We start from the raw sequence: 17,557 nt of genomic DNA on the forward strand, positions 1-17,557 counted from the left end.
CTCCTCAGAGTCCAAGAATCATCTGCGCGATGATGTTCTTTTGAATTTCGTTCGAGCCGCCGTAAATCGACGTCTTGCGGAAGTTGAAGTAGTACGCGGCCAGCGGCGCGGCGTCATCGTCGCCGGCGAGGCTATGTTCGCGTTCGCCTTCAAGGAACGGCACGTCGAATGGCGCGGCGAGCGGCCCGACCGCTTCGAACATCAGTTCGGTCAACGCCTGCTGCACTTCCGTGCCCTTGATCTTGAGCATCGAGGCTTCCGGACCCGGCCCACGCCCGCCCGTTTCATTGGCGACCACGCGTTGCACGGTGACTTCGAGCGCCATCATTTCGATCTCGAGGCTTGCGACTTTCGCGGCGAACACAGGATCTTGCAGCAGCGGCTTGCCGTTCTTCTTCTGATCCAGCGCGAGGCGTTTCAGGAATACCAGTTCGCGCTTCGATTGCCCGACGCGCGCAATGCCGGTGCGCTCGTGCCCGAGGAGGTACTTCGCGTAGGTCCAGCCACGATTCTCTTCGCCGACCAGATTCTCGACCGGCACTTTCACGTCTTCGAAAAAGACTTCGTTGACTTCGTGCTCTTCGTCCAGCGTGATGATCGGGCGCACGGTAATACCGGGCGTTTTCATGTCGATCAGCAGGAACGAGATGCCCTCCTGTTTTTTCGCGCCGCTATCGGTGCGCACGAGGCAGAACATCATGTCGGCGTACTGGCCGAGCGTGGTCCAGGTTTTCTGGCCGTTGACCACGTAGTGATCGCCAACGCGCTCGGCGCGGGTGCGCAGCGAGGCCAGGTCGGAACCGGAGCCCGGTTCGGAATAGCCCTGACACCACCAGTCCGTGCCGTCGAGAATGCGCGGCAAATAGTGGCGTTTCTGCGCCTCATTGCCGTACTTCATCAGCACGGGTGCCACCATGGAGACGCCGAACGGCAGCACGGACGGCGCGCCGATACGCGCGCACTCTTCGTCCCAGATATGCCGTTGGGTCGCGTCCCAGCCCGGGCCGCCGTATTCTTTCGGCCACGCGACGACCGACCAGCCGCGCGTGCCGAGCAGCTTGTGCCAATCCGCGAAGTCTTCGCGGTTCAGACGCTTATGGTTGAGTACTTTGTCGCTCAGCTCGCGAGGCAGATTCGCTTCGAGCCAGGCGCGGATGTCGGCGCGGAATGCGTCGTCAGCGGGGGAATAGTCCAGATTCATGCGTCGTGTCTCCTGGCCGCAACCGCCCGCCGCCAGTGAGCCACTGCGCTATTGCAGCGGTTCCTTCAAGGCAGCCGGGACCGGCAACGGCATCACTTCGATGCCTTCTTCGACCAAAGCTTTCGCGTCTTCCGGTGTCGTGACACCGCGAATATTGCGTGCAGGCGCTTCGTTGTAGTGAATGCGCCGTGCTTCCTCGGCGAAGCGGTCACCCACGTTCTCAGTCTTTTCCAGTACCTCGCGCAAGGCACGCATGACGCGCGCCTGCATTTCTCCCGTATCCGCAGGGACTTTCGCTTCGGTCGCTCCCGACAGATTCAGTCGGGGCGCCGACGGCAGACGGCTCACTTCGTTCGCACCGCAGATCGGACATTCGACGAGCTTGCGGGACTGCTGCGACTCGAAGTCATCAGCCGAAGCAAACCAGCCTTCGAACCGATGGCCATGCGGACACTGTAAATCGAGGACCTTCATGTGGAATCAGGGCTTGCGTGCCAGTTTAGCGCAAAATGGAAATTTGTGAACGGTCGTTCGTAAATTTTTACGGACGGCGCGTTGACACCAGGCGTCGCTGACAAATCGAACGCGGTGCGCGATTTTAACGCTTTGCGCAGTGGGCTGCCGAAGGTCGCTCAATCGGTGAGCGGCACACCGAACCCGTCAATAAAAAAGCACGCTGGTTGTATGGAGTTCATAGGTTCGCGCAGCTGGCCGCTGCGCACCTTTTAAGCCTCCAGAAATTCGAGCCGGCGGTTAAGTTGCGGTTCGATTTCACGCGCCTCTTTGGCAAGGTTGATCTGTTTGGCCGATTTCGCGACATCGAATACGTCCGCCTTGATGTCATACCCGCCACGCTCGGTCAGCCAACCCAGGATGTCCGACAGATGCCACACCGACGCACTGCCCTCGTGAACCGGCGGCGGAAAGTCGATTGCGTGGCTCAGCATCAGCTTACGCATGTTCTGCCGTGACACGCCCGCGACCTCAGCGACATCCGTCAGGCCGACGAAATCCGGCCCCGCCTCGACAAGGCGCGCAGACGGCACTGCCTGCTTGATATCTTTGAGTGCGCTGACGAGCGCTTCGAACGCCGACGTGCCTTCGCGAGCAAAAACGAGTGCCATGCGCCCCGGTTGCCCCACGCCGATCGTAGCGTCATCGCATCCAGCTTCGCCCAGTCGTTCGACGATCTCATCAAGATCGCAGTCTTCGGCCGAGAGCCGGTACTTCAAGGTGAACACATATTCCATAAGCTACTCCTACCTTCATTCAACTGCGGGCCTTTGCCCTTCGAACACTTTTACTGCCGACGTGTCGTGCAATTGTCGACAATGCGCCTGAGGTGCTTTGCGTGATTGCCGGGATTCTTTGGCGTACTCCACACACTCGAGATGCAAAACTCGCCGCAACGGCATTCCGCGTCGTTGTACGGACAGTAAATCTTTCCCCACGCGTGACCTTTGCCGCCGCCTTGCACGCGCCAGCCGTTTCTTTCAGCGTAAACCAGCGCGGCCTCGACCTCTTTCTTTGAATGGACTCCACGAACCATCTATGCCCTCCAATTTAGCCCGTGCTCGTATGGTTGTCAAGTGACAACCATACGAGCACGGTCATAACCAAATATGTCCCACACCCTTCGTTATCCAAAATAAGTGCGATAACAAACCTCGTTGCCAGATGTCGATACTAGAGTGACAACGGCTACGGGGCGAGACTGTCAAATGGCATAGGACTGGAGCCCGTTTTTCAGACACGGGGGTTACGCATTGAGTCAATATCGTGCCCACAATGACAAAGCCCCTGCCGGTCGTAGACCAACAGGGGCTTTTTGCGGATTTTCTAACCGGCGTGTGAGCCGCGCCCGTTTAGCGTTCTTGCGTTCTGAACCGTGCGCGCTATTGCGGCGCGGCCATTGGCCAGGTACCCGCCAAAACTTTTTCCAGCCAGAACGTGCCAATGATGGTTTTCACGTCCGTCACCTTGCCCGTGCGTACCCATTCCAGCATATCGGTGACGCTGGCCGTGAACAGTTCGAGGAATTCGCCGTCGTCGAGTTTGCGCTCGCCGGCAGTGAGCCCGCGCGCCAGGTAAATATCGATGAATTCGGTCGAGTAGGAAATGATCGGATGAATGCGCGTCAGATAAACATACTCGCGCGCCGTATAGCCGGTCTCTTCCTGCAACTCGCGTTTCGCGCAGGCCAGCGCGCCTTCGTTCGGATCGAGCTTGCCCGCAGGATACTCGACCATGACCTTGCCCATCGGATAGCGATACTGGCTTTCCAGCAACACGCGGCCGTCGTCGAATAGCGGAATCACCATCACGGCGCCTGGATGCTGAACGTACTCGCGAGTGGCCTTCTTACCGTCGGGCAAGCGGACCGTATCGCACTTGAGCGTGAGGAATGGCCCTTGATGGATCGTTTTGCTCTCGAGACAGGTCTCGGTGAGCGCAGCGTCGTGATCGGGAAGTTCAGCCATATGCGACCTCTGGACAGCGTGGTGCGCGACGGCGAGACGCCGTCAGCGACGTTTGACGAGATACTGGAAGGTAAAGCCAGGAAATGCGAATACGACGAACAGCGCGAACGTGATCGCGTAGAACTGCCACCCCTGTTCGAAGCGGTTACCCGCGCGCGCTTCCAGCAGGAAACCGAGCGCACCGACCACAAAATACAGCACGATCAACTCGGCAATCCGGATCCACGCGCTCTTCTTCACCGCTTTCAACGGCACGGCGGCGAAGAGGCGCTGATTCAGGAACGGCAGGTTGGCGCCGACCAGCGCCAACAACACGATAAACCAACCCGCAGCCGACATCAGAGCAGCAGCGTGTGCTGGATAGCCTGCAGGCAGGCCTTCAACAGCGGATCCGGCACGATACCGAGCACCAGCACGGCAACACCGTTTAGCGCCAGCAAAGCGCGCGTGCTCGTGTCGGCGAGGATCGGCGACTTGTCTTGCGGTTCGTCGAAGTACATCAGCTTGACGATACGCAGGTAGTAGAAGGCACCGAACAACGAAGTGATCACGGCCAGCACGGTCAGCCAAGTCAAGCCGGCATTCATGGTTGCCTGCAGCACCGCGAGCTTGGCGTAGAAGCCGACCGCGGGCGGGATACCGGCGAGCGAGAACATCATCACCATCATGACGAACGCAAACACCGGGCTGCGTTGATTCAGACCCTTGAAGTCTTCGAGCGTATCCGCTTCGAAATCGCGGCGTGCCAGCAGCATGATGATGCCGAAGGTGCCCATCGTCGTAATCAGGTAGACGATGCTGTAGTACATCGCCGAGCCGTACGCGTTGGCGGCGCCCGTGGTCTTGTGGTCGACCACGCCGGCCAGCAGGCCCAGCAGCACGAAGCCCATGTTCGAGATCGCCGAATACGCAAGCATCCGCTTGACGTTGCGTTGCACGATACCGGTGATGTTGCCGACGATCAGCGATAGCGCTGCCAGGATCACCAGCATTTCCTGCCATTCGACCGCCAGCGGCAGCAGACCCATCACGAGGAAGCGCAGGCCCCACGCGAATGCCGCCACCTTCGGACCGCCGCCGACCATCAGCGTCATGGCCGTCGGAGCGCCTTGATACACGTCAGGCACCCACATGTGGAACGGCACCGCGCCCATCTTGAACGCCACGCCTGCCACGATGAAGATCACGCCGAACAGCAGCACGCTTGGATCGTAGTGGCTCGTGCCGATCGCCTTGAACACTTCGTTCAGGTCGAGCGAACCGGTTGCACCGTACAGCATGGAAATGCCGTACAGCAGGAAGCCGGAAGCCAGCGCGCCGAGCACGTAGTACTTCATTGCGGCTTCGTTCGAAGGCGCCGCATCACGGCGCAGTGCGATCGCACCGTACAGCGACAGCGACATCAATTCCAGACCGAGGTACAGCGTCAGGAAGTTGTTGCCCGAGATCATCACGAGCTGACCGAGCAACGAGAACATGCCCAACAGGAAGAACTCACCGCGGAACAACCCGCGATCCTCGAGGTACCGGCGCGAATAAACGATCGACACGGCATAGCCGAGCGTCACCACCGCCTTCATCACGCTGGCGAACGAATCCACCACATACATGTGACCGAAGAAGTAGTGAACCTGCGGGTCGAACGCGTTCACCGCGAACCAGATGCCGGCAATCAGCGTCGAGAAGAACGCGATGAAATACGTGGTACGGCGACCGGCCTGGCCGACGAACGTGTCGTTGAGCCACGCGACCACAACGGCGAGCATCACCAGTGCGTCGGGCAACAGGGCAGTCATAGGGGCGTTTTGCATGATCTTTAAATTCCTCCGCTCTGCATTACTGTGGCAACGGCAGTTTGGACTGCGCGACGTGGGAGAGGAGGTTTTCCACGGATACGTGCATCACATCGGTAAAGGGCTTCGGATACAGGCCCATGAACAGCGTCAGTGCGGCGAGCACTGCCAGCATGAAAAATTCGCGACGGTTGATGTCGACGAGACCCCTCACGTGATCGTTGGCGATCGCGCCGAAGTACACGCGCTTGTACATCCACAGCGTGTAGGCCGCGCCGAGAATCAGCGTGACAGCCGCACCGCCTGCGATCCAGAAGTTGTACTGGACAGCAGCCAGAATCACCATGAACTCGCCGACGAAACCGGAAGTACCCGGCAAGCCGCAATTGGCCATCGAAAACAGCATCACGAACGCCGCGAACTTCGGCATCACGTTGACGACGCCGCCGTAATCGGCGATCTGACGCGAGTGCATACGGTCGTACAACACACCGATGCTCAGGAACATCGCGCCCGACACGAAGCCGTGCGAGATCATCTGTACGATCGCGCCTTCCACGCCGAGCTGATTGAAGATGAAGAAGCCGAGCGTCACGAAACCCATGTGCGCGATCGACGAATACGCGACCAGTTTCTTCATGTCGGTCTGCACCATCGCGACCAGACCGATGTAGATCACCGCGATCAGCGACAGCGTGATGACGACCGGCGCGAGGAAGTGGCTTGCATCCGGTGCGATCGGCAGCGAGAAGCGCACGAAACCGTAGGCGCCCAGCTTCAGCATGATCGCGGCCAGCACGACCGAGCCACCAGTCGGCGCTTCCACGTGGGCGTCAGGCAACCACGTGTGAACCGGCCACATCGGCACCTTCACGGCGAAGGCCATGAAGAACGCGATAAACAACAATATCTGCGGGGTCATGCCGATCTGCGCGTTCTGCCACGTAGCCAGATCGAACGTGCCGGTCTGGATGTACAGGTACAGCAACGCAACCAGCATCAACAGCGAACCCATCAGCGTGTACAGGAAGAACTTGAACGCCGCATACACGCGGTTCGCCCCACCCCACACGCCGATGATGATGTACATCGGAATCAGCGTCGCTTCGAAGAACACGTAGAACAGCATGCCGTCCGCTGAACTGAACACACCGACCATGATGCCGGAGAGGATCAGGAATGCAGCGAGGTACTGCGCCACGTTCTTCGTGATGACTTCCCACGCGGCGATCACGACGATCACCGTAATCAATGCGGTCAACACGACGAACCACATCGAGATGCCGTCGACACCCAGGTGGTACGTGATGTTGAAGCGCTCGATCCAGTTCGCCTTTTCGACGAACTGCAGATCGGCGGTGCTCGAATCAAAACCCGTAATCAGCGGGATCGTCACGATGAAACTGACGACCGAGCCGATCAGCGCAATCCAGCGCGCCGGAGCCGGGTTCCGGTCGGAACCAATAGCCAGGACCAGTAGACCTACGAGGATCGGTAACCAGATCGCGATACTGAGAATCGGATAAGCGTGCATTAGTGTCCCTCGCCTTATTTGCCGCCGAGCGTTACAAACAGGGTCAGGAGCCCCAACATGCCGATAATCATGGCAAACGCGTAGTGGTAGATGTAGCCGGATTGGAGGAAGCGGATCACGCCGGCAAACCAGGCGATAAAGCGTGCGCTGCCGTTGACGATGCCGTCGATAACCACGACGTCGCCTTCCTTCCAGAGACCACGGCCAATTGCCACCGCGCCCCGCGCAAACACGACGTCATTGATCTTGTCCATGTAGTACTTGTTGTCGAGCAGCGTGTAGATCGGACCGAACGCACGCTTGATGACAGCCGGCAGATCAGGACGAACCAGGTACAGGAACCACGCGACCACGACACCCGCGAGTGCCAGCCACACCGGCAGACCCGAAACCGAGTGCAGGCCCATCGAGGCCCAGCCCTGGAATTCTTCCGCCATCTCATGCAGCGCCGGATGGTTTTCGCCGATGAAGATGACCTTGTCGAACGCCACGCCGTGCTGGAAGAAGTCGCCGAACAGCATCGGACCGACACCGATCGCACCGATCACCACCGACGGAATCGCCAGCAGCACCAGCGGCACCCACACCACCCACGGCGTTTCATGCGGCTCATGCGCGTGGTCGTCGTGACCATGGCCATGGCCGTGTGCGTCATGGCCGTGACCGTCATGCGCGTGCGCTGCCGCTTCGATGCCCATCGGCGATTCCGGATGCTTCGGATCGCGGAAGCGCTCCTTGCCGTGGAACACCAGGAAGTACATACGGAACGAGTACAGCGCGGTGACGAACACGCTCGCCACCACTGCGAAGTAAGCGAAACCCGAACCCGGCAGATGCGACAGCTTCACTGCGTCGATGATCGAGTCTTTCGAGTAGAAGCCGGAGAAGAACGGCGTGCCGATCAGCGCGAGCGAACCGACCAGCGACGTGATCCACGTGATCGGCATGTACTTGCGCAGGCCGCCCATGTTGCGGATGTCCTGATCGTGGTGCATGCCGATGATCACGGAACCCGCGCCGAGGAACAGCAGCGCCTTGAAGAACGCGTGCGTCATCAGGTGGAACACGGCGACCGAGTAGGCCGATGCGCCGAGTGCGACCGTCATGTAACCGAGCTGCGAGAGCGTCGAGTAAGCCACCACGCGCTTGATGTCGTTCTGGACGATCCCGAGGAAGCCCATGAACAGCGCCGTGATCGCACCGATCACCATCACAAACGACAGCGCCGTATCCGACAGTTCGAACAGCGGCGACATGCGCGTGACCATGAAGATGCCGGCCGTCACCATGGTTGCCGCGTGAATCAGTGCGGAGATCGGCGTCGGGCCTTCCATCGAATCCGGCAGCCAGACGTGCAGCGGGAACTGCGCCGACTTACCCATTGCGCCGATGAAGAGGCAAATGCAGGCGACCGTCAGCAGACCCCAGTCCGTACCCGGGAAGCTCAGGGCTGCAAGTTCAGTGCGCTTCGCGAAGACGTCGCCGTAGTTCATCGAACCGGCGAACGCGAACAGCAGGCCGATACCGAGCAGGAACCCGAAGTCGCCGATGCGGTTCACGATGAACGCCTTCATGTTCGCGTAGATCGCCGTCGGACGCGTGAAGTAGAAGCCGATCAGCAGGTACGACACCAGACCCACCGCCTCCCAGCCGAAGAACAGCTGCAGGAAGTTGTTGCTCATCACGAGCATCAACATCGAGAACGTGAACAGCGAGATGTACGAGAAGAAGCGCTGGTAGCCGTCGTCGTCGGCCATGTAGCCGATCGTGTAGATGTGCACCATGAGCGACACGAAGGTCACCACGCACATCATCATTGCCGTCAGCGAGTCGACCAGGAAGCCGATCTCGAACTTCGTCTGGCCGATCTGCATCCAGTCATAGACCGTCGCGTTGAAACTCGCGCCGTCCATCACCTGGAAAAAGACGATAGCCGAAAGGATGAAGGAGATCGCGACGCCGAGGATCGTGACCGAATGCGCGCCCGCTCGCCCTACCGCTTTCCCAAACAGCCCCGCAATCAGGGAGCCGGCCAGCGGTGCCAGCGGGATCGCCAGCAGCAGGTTTTCATTGAGTGTCGTTGACATAACCGCTTTACCTGAAATTAACCTTTGAGCTGATCGAGGTCCTCGACATTGATCGTGTCGAGGCTACGGAACAGGGTCACCAGAATTGCGAGGCCGATCGCCGCTTCAGCTGCTGCAACCGTCAGCACGAAGAAGACGAAGATCTGACCATGCACGTCGCCGAGGTAATGCGAGAACGCGACGAAATTGGTGTTCACCGCCAGCAGCATCAGTTCGATCGCCATCAGGATGATGATGACGTTGCGGCGGTTCAGGAAAATGCCCACGACGCTGATCGCAAACAGGATCGCGCCAAGGACAAGGTAATGAGCAAGGGTCAACATGATTTCTATCTCCTGTCCGCTCAGCTGTTTTTAGCAGGTGCCGAGTCGGCCGCTGCGGCTGCCGCTGCGGCGGCTTCTTCTGCCGCGACAGTTGCCGCGGTCTTTTCAGATGCCATCTTCACGATACGCACACGGTCCTGGGCACGCACCTTGACCTGCTCGCTGACGTTCTGGCGCTTGCTGTCTTTCTTGTGGCTCGTGGTCAGCGCAATCGCCGCGATGATCGCCACCAGCAGCACGAGGCCGGCGACTTCGAACGCGAAGATGTAGTCGGTGTAGATGACCTTGCCGATCAGACGCGTGTTCGACCAGTCGGCCATACCGTTCGCGGCAGCCGTGGTGTCGCGCAGCGCCGTGGCGGTCGCGCCGTAGCCGTGCCACAGGATCAGCGCGGTCTCGATCACGATGATTGCGCCCACCAGCGTGGCCATTGGCACGAAGCGTTTGAAGTCTTTGCGCAGCACGTCGATGTTGATGTCCAGCATCATCACGACGAACAGGAACAGCACCATCACCGCGCCGACATACACCAGCACCAGCAGGATCGCGAGGAACTCGGCCTGCAGCAGCATCCAGATCGCGGCTGCGTTGAAGAACGCCAGCACCAGAAACAGTGCGGACGAAACCGGGTTGCGCGAGGTGATCACCTTCAGCCCTGAAACCACCAGGAGCAGCGCGAAGATGTAGAACAGTACGGTCGTGAATTCCATGATTACCGGTTCATCGTTAGGCCATCGTCAGGCATTGTTCTTTGGCACGTGGCGGGTAAAGCGGCCGAAACCGCCAGAACATCCGCGCAGGTGCGCCGTGCCGCGGCGCTCAGGCCGCGGCGCTCGGCCCGACAACAGGCCGTGTTACTGCTGCATTTACTGCTGCATTTACTGCCGCGCTTTTTGCCGCAATTACCGCTTCAACTGAAGTGCTTCAACGATACGGTGCGTCGGCTGCCTTGCTCGCAGCGATCTCCGCTTCGTAGCGATCGCCCACCGCCAGCAGCATGTCTTTCGTGAAATACAGATCGCCGCGCTTTTCGCCGTGATATTCGAGAATGTGCGTCTCGACGATCGAATCGACCGGGCAGCTCTCTTCACAGAAACCGCAGAAGATGCACTTGGTCAGGTCGATGTCGTAACGCGTCGTGCGGCGCGTGTTATCCGCACGGGTTTCCGATTCGATCGTGATAGCGAGTGCCGGGCACACCGCTTCGCACAGCTTGCAGGCGATGCAGCGTTCTTCGCCGTTTTCATAGCGGCGCAGCGCGTGCAGGCCCCGGAAACGCGGCGAAATCGGGGTCTTCTCTTCCGGGAACTGCACGGTCACCTTGCGCTGGAACGTGTAACGTCCGGTCAGCGCGAGGCCTTTGAGCAGTTCCGTCAGGAAGAAGGTCTTGAAAAAGTTTTGGATTGCGGTCATGGGTTCATCCGCCCTTTATTTCCAGATATTCAACGGCGACATGATCCAGAAGCCGACCACGATGAGCCACACCACGCAAACCGGAATGAAAATTTTCCAGCCCAGACGCATGATCTGGTCGTAGCGATAGCGCGGGAACGTGGCACGCGCCCAGATGAATACCGACAGCAGGAAGAAAACCTTGGCGACGAGCCATACGATGCCCGGGACAAACGACAGGAAGCCGAACGGTGCGCTCCAACCGCCGAGGAACAGTGTTGCAGCCAATGCCGAGATCACGATCATGTTGATGTACTCGGCGAGGAAGAACAGCGCGAACGCCATCCCCGAGTAATCGATCATGTGGCCCGCGACGATTTCCGACTCACCTTCCACCACGTCGAACGGGTGACGGTTCGTTTCGGCGATGCCCGAGATGAAGTACACGACAAACATCGGCAGGAGCGGCAGCCAGTTCCACGACAGGAAGTTCAGGCCGTAGCTGGCGAAAATGCCGCGTTCCTGTGAACCGACGATCTCCGACAGATTCAGACTGCCCGCCGTCATCAGCACGACGACGAGCGCGAAGCCCATCGAAATTTCGTACGAGACCATTTGAGCGGCCGCGCGCATGGCGCCGAGGAACGCGTATTTCGAGTTCGACGCCCAGCCCGCCAGAATCACGCCGTACACGCCGACCGACGAGATCGCCATCGCGTAAAGCAGACCTGCATTGATGTCGCCGAGAACCGCGCCTGCCTGGAACGGAATCACCGCCCAGACCGCGAAGGCTGGCACCACCACCATGATCGGCGCGATCATGTAGATCCAGCGGCTCGCCTGAGCCGGCTGAATCACTTCTTTCAGCAACAGCTTCAGCACGTCGGCGATTGGCTGCAGCAAACCTGCCGGGCCCACGCGGTTCGGACCGAGACGCACGTGCATCCAGCCGATCAGCTTGCGCTCCCACAGAATCAGGTAAGCCACGCACAGCAGGATCACGACGGCCACCACCAGGATGCGCACCAGTGCCCACACCGTGGGCCATGCCACACCGAGAAGCTGGGTGCCGCCCGAGTTGATCGTATCGAACAAGCTCATTTACGCCTTCTCCACCACCAGTTCACCGAACAGGCTGCCCAGCGCTGCACCGGCAGGCGTAGCCGCCGATACGCGGACGACCGTCTCCGCAAGATTTGCGTCGCGCACGGCCGGCAACTGCACCGATTGCTCGCCCTGGCGCACGCGCACTGCGTCGCCTTCCTTCAAACCCAGTTTGTCGAACAGCGCAGCCGGCAGACCGGCCGAATTCGCTGCGCGCGCCGCCGCCGTCAGATGCAGCGATTCGGCACGACGTACCAGCGAGTCCGCGTGGTAGATCGGCACATCGGCGATACGCTCGAACTTGCCTTCTGCTGCCTTCGCTGCCTTGCCGCGTGCAACCGTGGCGCCCGTCTTGTTCGACAGGCGCGACTTGATCTCGCCATCGCCAAGAGCGGCCGTGCGCACTTCTTCCGAGGTGTCGAATTCGAAGCCCGGCACGCCGAGCAGGCTGCCGAGGACGCGCAAGACCTTCCATGCCGGACGCGTGTCGCCGAGCGGGCGCACGACGCCGTTGAACGTCTGCACGGTACCTTCGGCGTTGACGAACGTGCCGGCCGTTTCCGTGAACGGTGCGATCGGCAGCAGGACGTCAGCGTATTCAGCGCCCATCTGGAACGGCGACATCACGACGACCATTTCAGCCTGCTTCAGCGCGGCCAAAGCCTGCGCCGGATTGGCCGTGTCGAATTCCGGTTCGACGTTCAGCAACACATAACCCTTGCGCGGTTGCTCGAACACTTCGCGAGCGTTCAAACCACCCTCGCCCGGCAATGCGTTCACGAGATGCGCGCCGACCGTGTTGGCCGCTTCCGTGAGGAAACCCAACGTTGCGCCGGTCGCGTCTGCAATCCATTGCGCCGCGGCGTGAATCGCCGCGAACTCCGGATGACGGACCGCGCCGTTGCCGAGCAACACCACACGCTGTTCGCCGGTGGCGAGCGACTTCGCGATCTGTTTGTTGGCGTCCGTCGGCTGCGTTCCGGCGAAGGATTCCGGCAGTGCAACGCCGTTTGCTTCCGACACCGCGCCCGCGATACCAGCCAGTGCGTCGAGCCATGCCGACGGCGCGGCAACCACGCGTTGCGCTTGCGGAATCAGCGCATCGTCGTTGGTGGCCTGCACCAACGTCAGCTTCGTGCCGCTCTTGGCGGCTTGACGCAGACGCGCGGCAAACAGCGGATGATCGCGGCGCAGATCCGAACCGATCACCAATGCGGCGTCGAGGTTCGAGAGATCGGCGATCGCCGTACCGAGCCACGGCGAACCGTTCACTGGCGCGGAGAAATCCGACTGACGCAGACGGAAGTCGACGTTAGGCGTGCCGACCGCCTGGGCCAGCTGCTTCAGCAGGAACAGTTCTTCAACGGTGCTGTGGGCGCTGCCGAGTGCGGCCAGCGCGTTCGCGCCGTGGTCGCCCTTGATGCCCTTCAGACCCTTGACCACGTATTCAAGCGCGGATTGCCAGTCGGTCTCGACCCACTTGCCACCTTGCTTGAGCATCGGCTGCGTGAGACGTTCGGGGCTGTTCAGACCTTCGTACGAGAAGCGGTCCTTGTCCGAAATCCAGCATTCGTTGATGGATTCGTTTTCGAACGGCAGAACACGCATCACGCGATTGTTCTTCACTTGCACCACAAGGTTTGCGCCGACGGAATCGTGCGGGCTCACCGACTTGCGGCGCGACAGTTCCCATGTGCGGGCGCTGTAGCGGAACGGCTTGCTGGTCAGCGCGCCCACCGGGCACAGATCGATCATGTTGCCCGACAGTTCGGAGTCGACCGTCTTGCCGACGAACGACGTGATTTCCGAGTGCTCGCCGCGGCCCAGCATGCCGAGTTCCATCACGCCGGCAACTTCCTGGCCGAAGCGGACGCAACGCGTGCAGTGAATGCAACGCGACATTTCTTCCATCGAGATCAGCGGACCGACGTTTTTGTGGAACACGACGCGCTTTTCTTCGCTATAGCGTGACGACGACTTGCCGTAACCAACCGCCAGATCCTGCAGCTGACACTCGCCACCCTGATCGCAGATCGGGCAATCCAGCGGGTGGTTGATCAGCAGGAATTCCATCACGGCTTGCTGGCCTTTCACAGCCTTGTCCGACTTGGTGCGCACGATCATGCCTGCCGACACCGGCGTGGCGCATGCGGGCACGGCCTTCGGCATCTTTTCGACATCGACCAGACACATCCGGCAGTTGGCCGCAATCGACAGCTTCTTGTGATAGCAGAAGTGAGGAATGTACGTGTCGACCTTATGCGCAGCCTGGATCACCATGCTGCCTTCAGGCACCTCTACTTTCTTGCCGTCTATTTCAAGTTCAACCATGATGGTCAATCTTCCTTAACCTGTTACCGCTCAATCGTTCGCCCTGTTCAGCGCCCGTTTCAGGCGATGAATCCCGCGGATGACGTGTTCTGGTGCGCTATTTCGCGTACTTAGGCAGCCACTGTTTCTGACGCCGCTGCCGCACCGGCGTGACCGCCGACGAGGCAATGCTTGTGGGCGACGTGGTATTCGAATTCGTCCCAGTAGTGCTTGAGCATGCCGCGAACCGGCATGGCCGCTGCATCGCCGAGCGCGCAAATCGTGCGGCCCATGATGTTCTCAGCAACCGAGTTCAGCAGATCCAGATCTTCCGGACGGCCGAGCCCGTGTTCGATACGATGCACGACGCGATACAGCCAGCCGGTGCCTTCGCGGCACGGCGTGCACTGACCGCACGACTCTTCGTAATAGAAGTACGACAGACGCAGCAGCGAACGCACCATGCAACGCGTCTCGTCCATCACGATGACCGCACCGGAGCCGAGCATCGAGCCAGCCTTGGCGATCGAGTCGTAGTCCATGTCGGTCTGCATCATGATGTCGCCCGGAATCACCGGCGCCGACGAGCCGCCAGGAATCACGGCCTTGATCTTCTTGCCGCCGCGCATGCCGCCAGCCAGTTCCATCAACGTGGCGAACGGCGTGCCGAGCGGGACTTCATAGTTGCCCGGACGCTCGACGTCGCCTGCAACCGAGAAAATCTTCGTGCCGCCGTTATTCGGCTTGCCGATTTCGAGGTAATTCTGCGGACCGATCGCGAGCAGGAACGGCACCGCAGCGAACGTCTCGGTGTTGTTGATCGTGGTCGGCTTGCCGTACACGCCGAAGCTCGCCGGGAACGGGGGCTTGAAGCGCGGCTGGCCTTTTTTGCCCTCGAGCGATTCGAGCAGCGCTGTCTCTTCGCCGCAAATGTAGGCGCCGTAACCGTGATGCGCATGCAGTTCGAACGAGAAGCCCGAACCCATGATGTTGTCGCCAAGGAATCCGGCGCGACGGGCTTCTTCCAGCGCTTCTTCGAAGAGCTTGTAGACTTCCCAGATTTCGCCGTGGATATAGTTGTAGCCGACCGTGATGCCCATCGCGTATGCGCCGATGGCCATGCCTTCAATCAGCGAGTGCGGATTGAAACGCAAGATGTCGCGGTCTTTGAACGTGCCCGGTTCGCCTTCGTCCGAATTGCAGACGAGGTACTTTTGCCCCGGGAATTGACGCGGCATGAAGCTCCACTTCAGACCGGTCGGGAAGCCAGCACCGCCACGGCCGCGCAGACCCGACGCCTTGACGTCAGCGATCACCTGCTCGGGCGGAATCTTTTCTTCCAGAATGCGGCGCAGCTGGGCGTAACCGCCGCGCGCCACATAGTCTTCGAGATGCCAGTTGTCGCCGTTCAGGCCGGCGAGAATCAGCGGTTTGATGTGACGATCGTGTAAAGACGTCATTTCGAAAGTTCCTCGAGCAGCTGGTCGATCTTCGCGCGGCTCATGAAGCTGCACATGCGATGGTTGTTCACCAGCATCACCGGCGCATCGCCGCACGAGCCCATGCACTCACCTTCTTTCAAGGTGAACTTGCCGTCAGCCGTGGTTTCGCCGAAGTCGATGCCGAGCTTCTGCTTCAGATATTCAGCGGCGCTGTCTGAGCCGCCGTCCGGGCCGAGCTGGCACGGCAGGTTCGTGCAGAGCGTGATCTTGTATTTGCCGACCGGCGAGGTCTCATACATCGTGTAGAAGGTAGCCACCTCCTGCACGGCGACCGCCGGCATGCCGAGATAGTCCGCGACGAACTGCATGAGTTCGGGCGACAGCCAGCCATGCTCTTCCTGAGCAGTAGCCAGCGCCGACATCACGGCGGACTGTTTCTGATCGGCGGGATACTTCGCGATCGCACGATCGATTTCTTTCAGGCCTTCAGCTGAGATCATTTTCAGACACGACTCTTTCAATTCCTACCGAACGAAAACCCGTCGCGCGTTGCATGTTGCGACAGACCCGGCGTTCCTTTGCTTGACGCGCGCTTCGGTGCAATCTGAAGGCACGCGCTGATGAATACGTCCTAGCGATCGACTTCGCCGAACACGATGTCCTGCGTACCGATGATCGTCACAGCGTCGGCGATCATGTGACCGCGCGCCATTTCGTCGAGCGTGGACAGGTGCGCGTAGCCCGGCGCCCGAATTTTCAGGCGATACGGCTTGTTCGCGCCATCCGAGATCAGGTAGATACCGAACTCGCCCTTCGGGTGCTCGACCGCGGCATATGCCTCGCCTTCCGGCACATGGAAGCCTTCCGTGAAGAGCTTGAAGTGGTGAATCAGATCTTCCATGTTCGACTTCATGCCGACTCGCGACGGCGGCGCAACCTTATGATTGTCGACCATCACCGGACCTGGATTCTTGCGCAACCACTCAATGCACTGTTTCACGATCCGTGTGGATTGGCGCATTTCTTCGACGCGAACCAGATATCGGTCATAGCAGTCGCCATTCACGCCGACCGGAATGTCGAAATCGAGCTTGTCATAGACTTCGTATGGCTGCTTCTTGCGCAGATCCCACTCGATACCCGAGCCGCGCAACATCGCGCCGGTCATGCCGAGGTTCAGCGCGCGTTCCGGGCTGACCACGCCGATACCGACCAGACGTTGCTTCCAGATCCGGTTGTCGGTGAGCAGCGTTTCGTATTCGTCGACGCACTTCGGGAAACGCGTGAAGAAATCGTCAATGAAGTCGAGCAGCGAACCTTGACGGTTCTCGTTCATCCTCGACAATGCCTTCGCATTGCGGATCTTCGACGCTTTGTATTGCGGCATTGCGTCAGGCAGGTCGCGGTACACGCCACCCGGACGGTAGTAAGCTGCATGCATCCGTGCGCCGGACACCGCTTCGTACACGTCCATCAGGTCTTCGCGTTCGCGGAACGCGTACAGGAAGACCGCCATCGCGCCGACGTCGAGTGCGTGTGCGCCGATCCACATCAGGTGGTTCAGCACTCGCGTGACTTCGTCGAACATCACACGGATGTACTGCGCGCGAATCGGCACTTCGATGCCGAGCAGCTTTTCGATCGCCATCACGTAGCCGTGCTCGTTGACCATCATCGACACGTAGTCGAGGCGGTCCATATACGGCACAGACTGGATGAACGTTTTGGTTTCCGCGAGCTTTTCAGTCGCGCGATGCAGGAGGCCGATGTGCGGATCGGCGCGCTGGATGACTTCGCCGTCGAGTTCGAGCACGAGGCGCAGCACACCGTGCGCGGCCGGGTGCTGAGGACCGAAGTTGAGCGTGTAGTTCTTGATCTCTGCCATGGCGTT

The 17,557-nt window shown here is 60.0% G+C and carries 17 protein-coding genes; all 17 read right to left on the reverse strand.

The features are described from left to right. Positions 1-4 precede the first annotated feature (4 nt). Entirely contained in the window at positions 5-1,201 is a 1,197-nt protein-coding gene (locus M0D66_RS18130) for an acyl-CoA dehydrogenase family protein (RefSeq protein ID WP_200653036.1), read from the reverse strand. Positions 1,202-1,249: 48 nt separating this feature from the next. Next, positions 1,250-1,675, reverse strand: coding sequence for a DUF1178 family protein (locus M0D66_RS18135; protein ID WP_093639658.1), 426 nt, complete (start codon positions 1,673-1,675; stop codon positions 1,250-1,252). Between the two features lie 251 nt (positions 1,676-1,926). Beyond that, positions 1,927-2,451, reverse strand: a complete 525-nt coding sequence (locus M0D66_RS18140; protein ID WP_200653035.1) for an AlpA family transcriptional regulator — start codon at positions 2,449-2,451, stop codon at positions 1,927-1,929. 50 nt (positions 2,452-2,501) lie between these two features. Then, complete coding sequence (locus M0D66_RS18145; RefSeq protein ID WP_234487091.1) at positions 2,502-2,750, reverse strand: hypothetical protein; 249 nt, start codon at positions 2,748-2,750, stop codon at positions 2,502-2,504. A 346-nt stretch (positions 2,751-3,096) separates the two neighbouring features. Continuing rightward, positions 3,097-3,681 carry an NUDIX domain-containing protein gene (locus M0D66_RS18150; RefSeq protein ID WP_200653034.1) on the reverse strand — a complete coding sequence of 195 codons (585 nt, stop codon included), beginning with the start codon at positions 3,679-3,681 and terminating at the stop codon, positions 3,097-3,099. Positions 3,682-3,723: 42 nt separating this feature from the next. Further along, on the reverse strand, positions 3,724-4,020 hold the full coding sequence (locus M0D66_RS18155) for a DUF2818 family protein (protein ID WP_054034952.1): 297 nt from the start codon (positions 4,018-4,020) through the stop codon (positions 3,724-3,726). After that, entirely contained in the window at positions 4,020-5,492 is a 1,473-nt protein-coding gene (gene nuoN / locus M0D66_RS18160) for an NADH-quinone oxidoreductase subunit NuoN (RefSeq protein WP_093639649.1), read from the reverse strand. The genes M0D66_RS18155 and nuoN overlap by 1 nt, the downstream gene beginning before the upstream one ends. Positions 5,493-5,517: 25 nt before the next feature. Continuing rightward, complete coding sequence (locus M0D66_RS18165; protein ID WP_093639646.1) at positions 5,518-7,008, reverse strand: NADH-quinone oxidoreductase subunit M; 1,491 nt, start codon at positions 7,006-7,008, stop codon at positions 5,518-5,520. 14 nt (positions 7,009-7,022) lie between these two features. Then, complete coding sequence (nuoL, locus tag M0D66_RS18170) at positions 7,023-9,095, reverse strand: NADH-quinone oxidoreductase subunit L (protein ID WP_200653033.1); 2,073 nt, start codon at positions 9,093-9,095, stop codon at positions 7,023-7,025. 17 nt (positions 9,096-9,112) lie between these two features. Next, entirely contained in the window at positions 9,113-9,418 is a 306-nt protein-coding gene (nuoK, locus tag M0D66_RS18175) for an NADH-quinone oxidoreductase subunit NuoK (RefSeq protein ID WP_013339863.1), read from the reverse strand. 20 nt (positions 9,419-9,438) lie between these two features. Next, complete coding sequence (locus tag M0D66_RS18180) at positions 9,439-10,128, reverse strand: NADH-quinone oxidoreductase subunit J (protein ID WP_054034956.1); 690 nt, start codon at positions 10,126-10,128, stop codon at positions 9,439-9,441. A 214-nt stretch (positions 10,129-10,342) separates the two neighbouring features. Continuing rightward, positions 10,343-10,831 (reverse strand): NADH-quinone oxidoreductase subunit NuoI, encoded by a 489-nt coding sequence (gene nuoI, locus M0D66_RS18185; protein WP_054034957.1) that lies wholly within the window; start codon positions 10,829-10,831, stop codon positions 10,343-10,345. 15 nt (positions 10,832-10,846) lie between these two features. Further along, positions 10,847-11,911: an NADH-quinone oxidoreductase subunit NuoH gene (nuoH, locus tag M0D66_RS18190; RefSeq protein ID WP_054034958.1), complete on the reverse strand. Its 1,065-nt coding sequence runs from the start codon at positions 11,909-11,911 to the stop codon at positions 10,847-10,849. Next, on the reverse strand, positions 11,912-14,245 hold the full coding sequence (gene nuoG / locus M0D66_RS18195; RefSeq protein ID WP_200653032.1) for an NADH-quinone oxidoreductase subunit NuoG: 2,334 nt from the start codon (positions 14,243-14,245) through the stop codon (positions 11,912-11,914). 110 nt (positions 14,246-14,355) lie between these two features. Next, positions 14,356-15,684 (reverse strand): NADH-quinone oxidoreductase subunit NuoF, encoded by a 1,329-nt coding sequence (gene nuoF / locus M0D66_RS18200; RefSeq protein ID WP_093639633.1) that lies wholly within the window; start codon positions 15,682-15,684, stop codon positions 14,356-14,358. Further along, on the reverse strand, positions 15,681-16,166 hold the full coding sequence (gene nuoE, locus M0D66_RS18205; protein WP_054034960.1) for an NADH-quinone oxidoreductase subunit NuoE: 486 nt from the start codon (positions 16,164-16,166) through the stop codon (positions 15,681-15,683). The genes nuoF and nuoE overlap by 4 nt, the downstream gene beginning before the upstream one ends. A 131-nt stretch (positions 16,167-16,297) precedes the next feature. Next, positions 16,298-17,551: an NADH-quinone oxidoreductase subunit D gene (locus tag M0D66_RS18210; RefSeq protein ID WP_093639630.1), complete on the reverse strand. Its 1,254-nt coding sequence runs from the start codon at positions 17,549-17,551 to the stop codon at positions 16,298-16,300. Between the last annotated feature and the right edge of the window lie 6 nt (positions 17,552-17,557).

It is taken from the genome of Paraburkholderia sp. SECH2, from assembly GCF_030464795.1.
In the GTDB taxonomy this organism is placed as follows: domain Bacteria; phylum Pseudomonadota; class Gammaproteobacteria; order Burkholderiales; family Burkholderiaceae; genus Paraburkholderia; species Paraburkholderia aspalathi.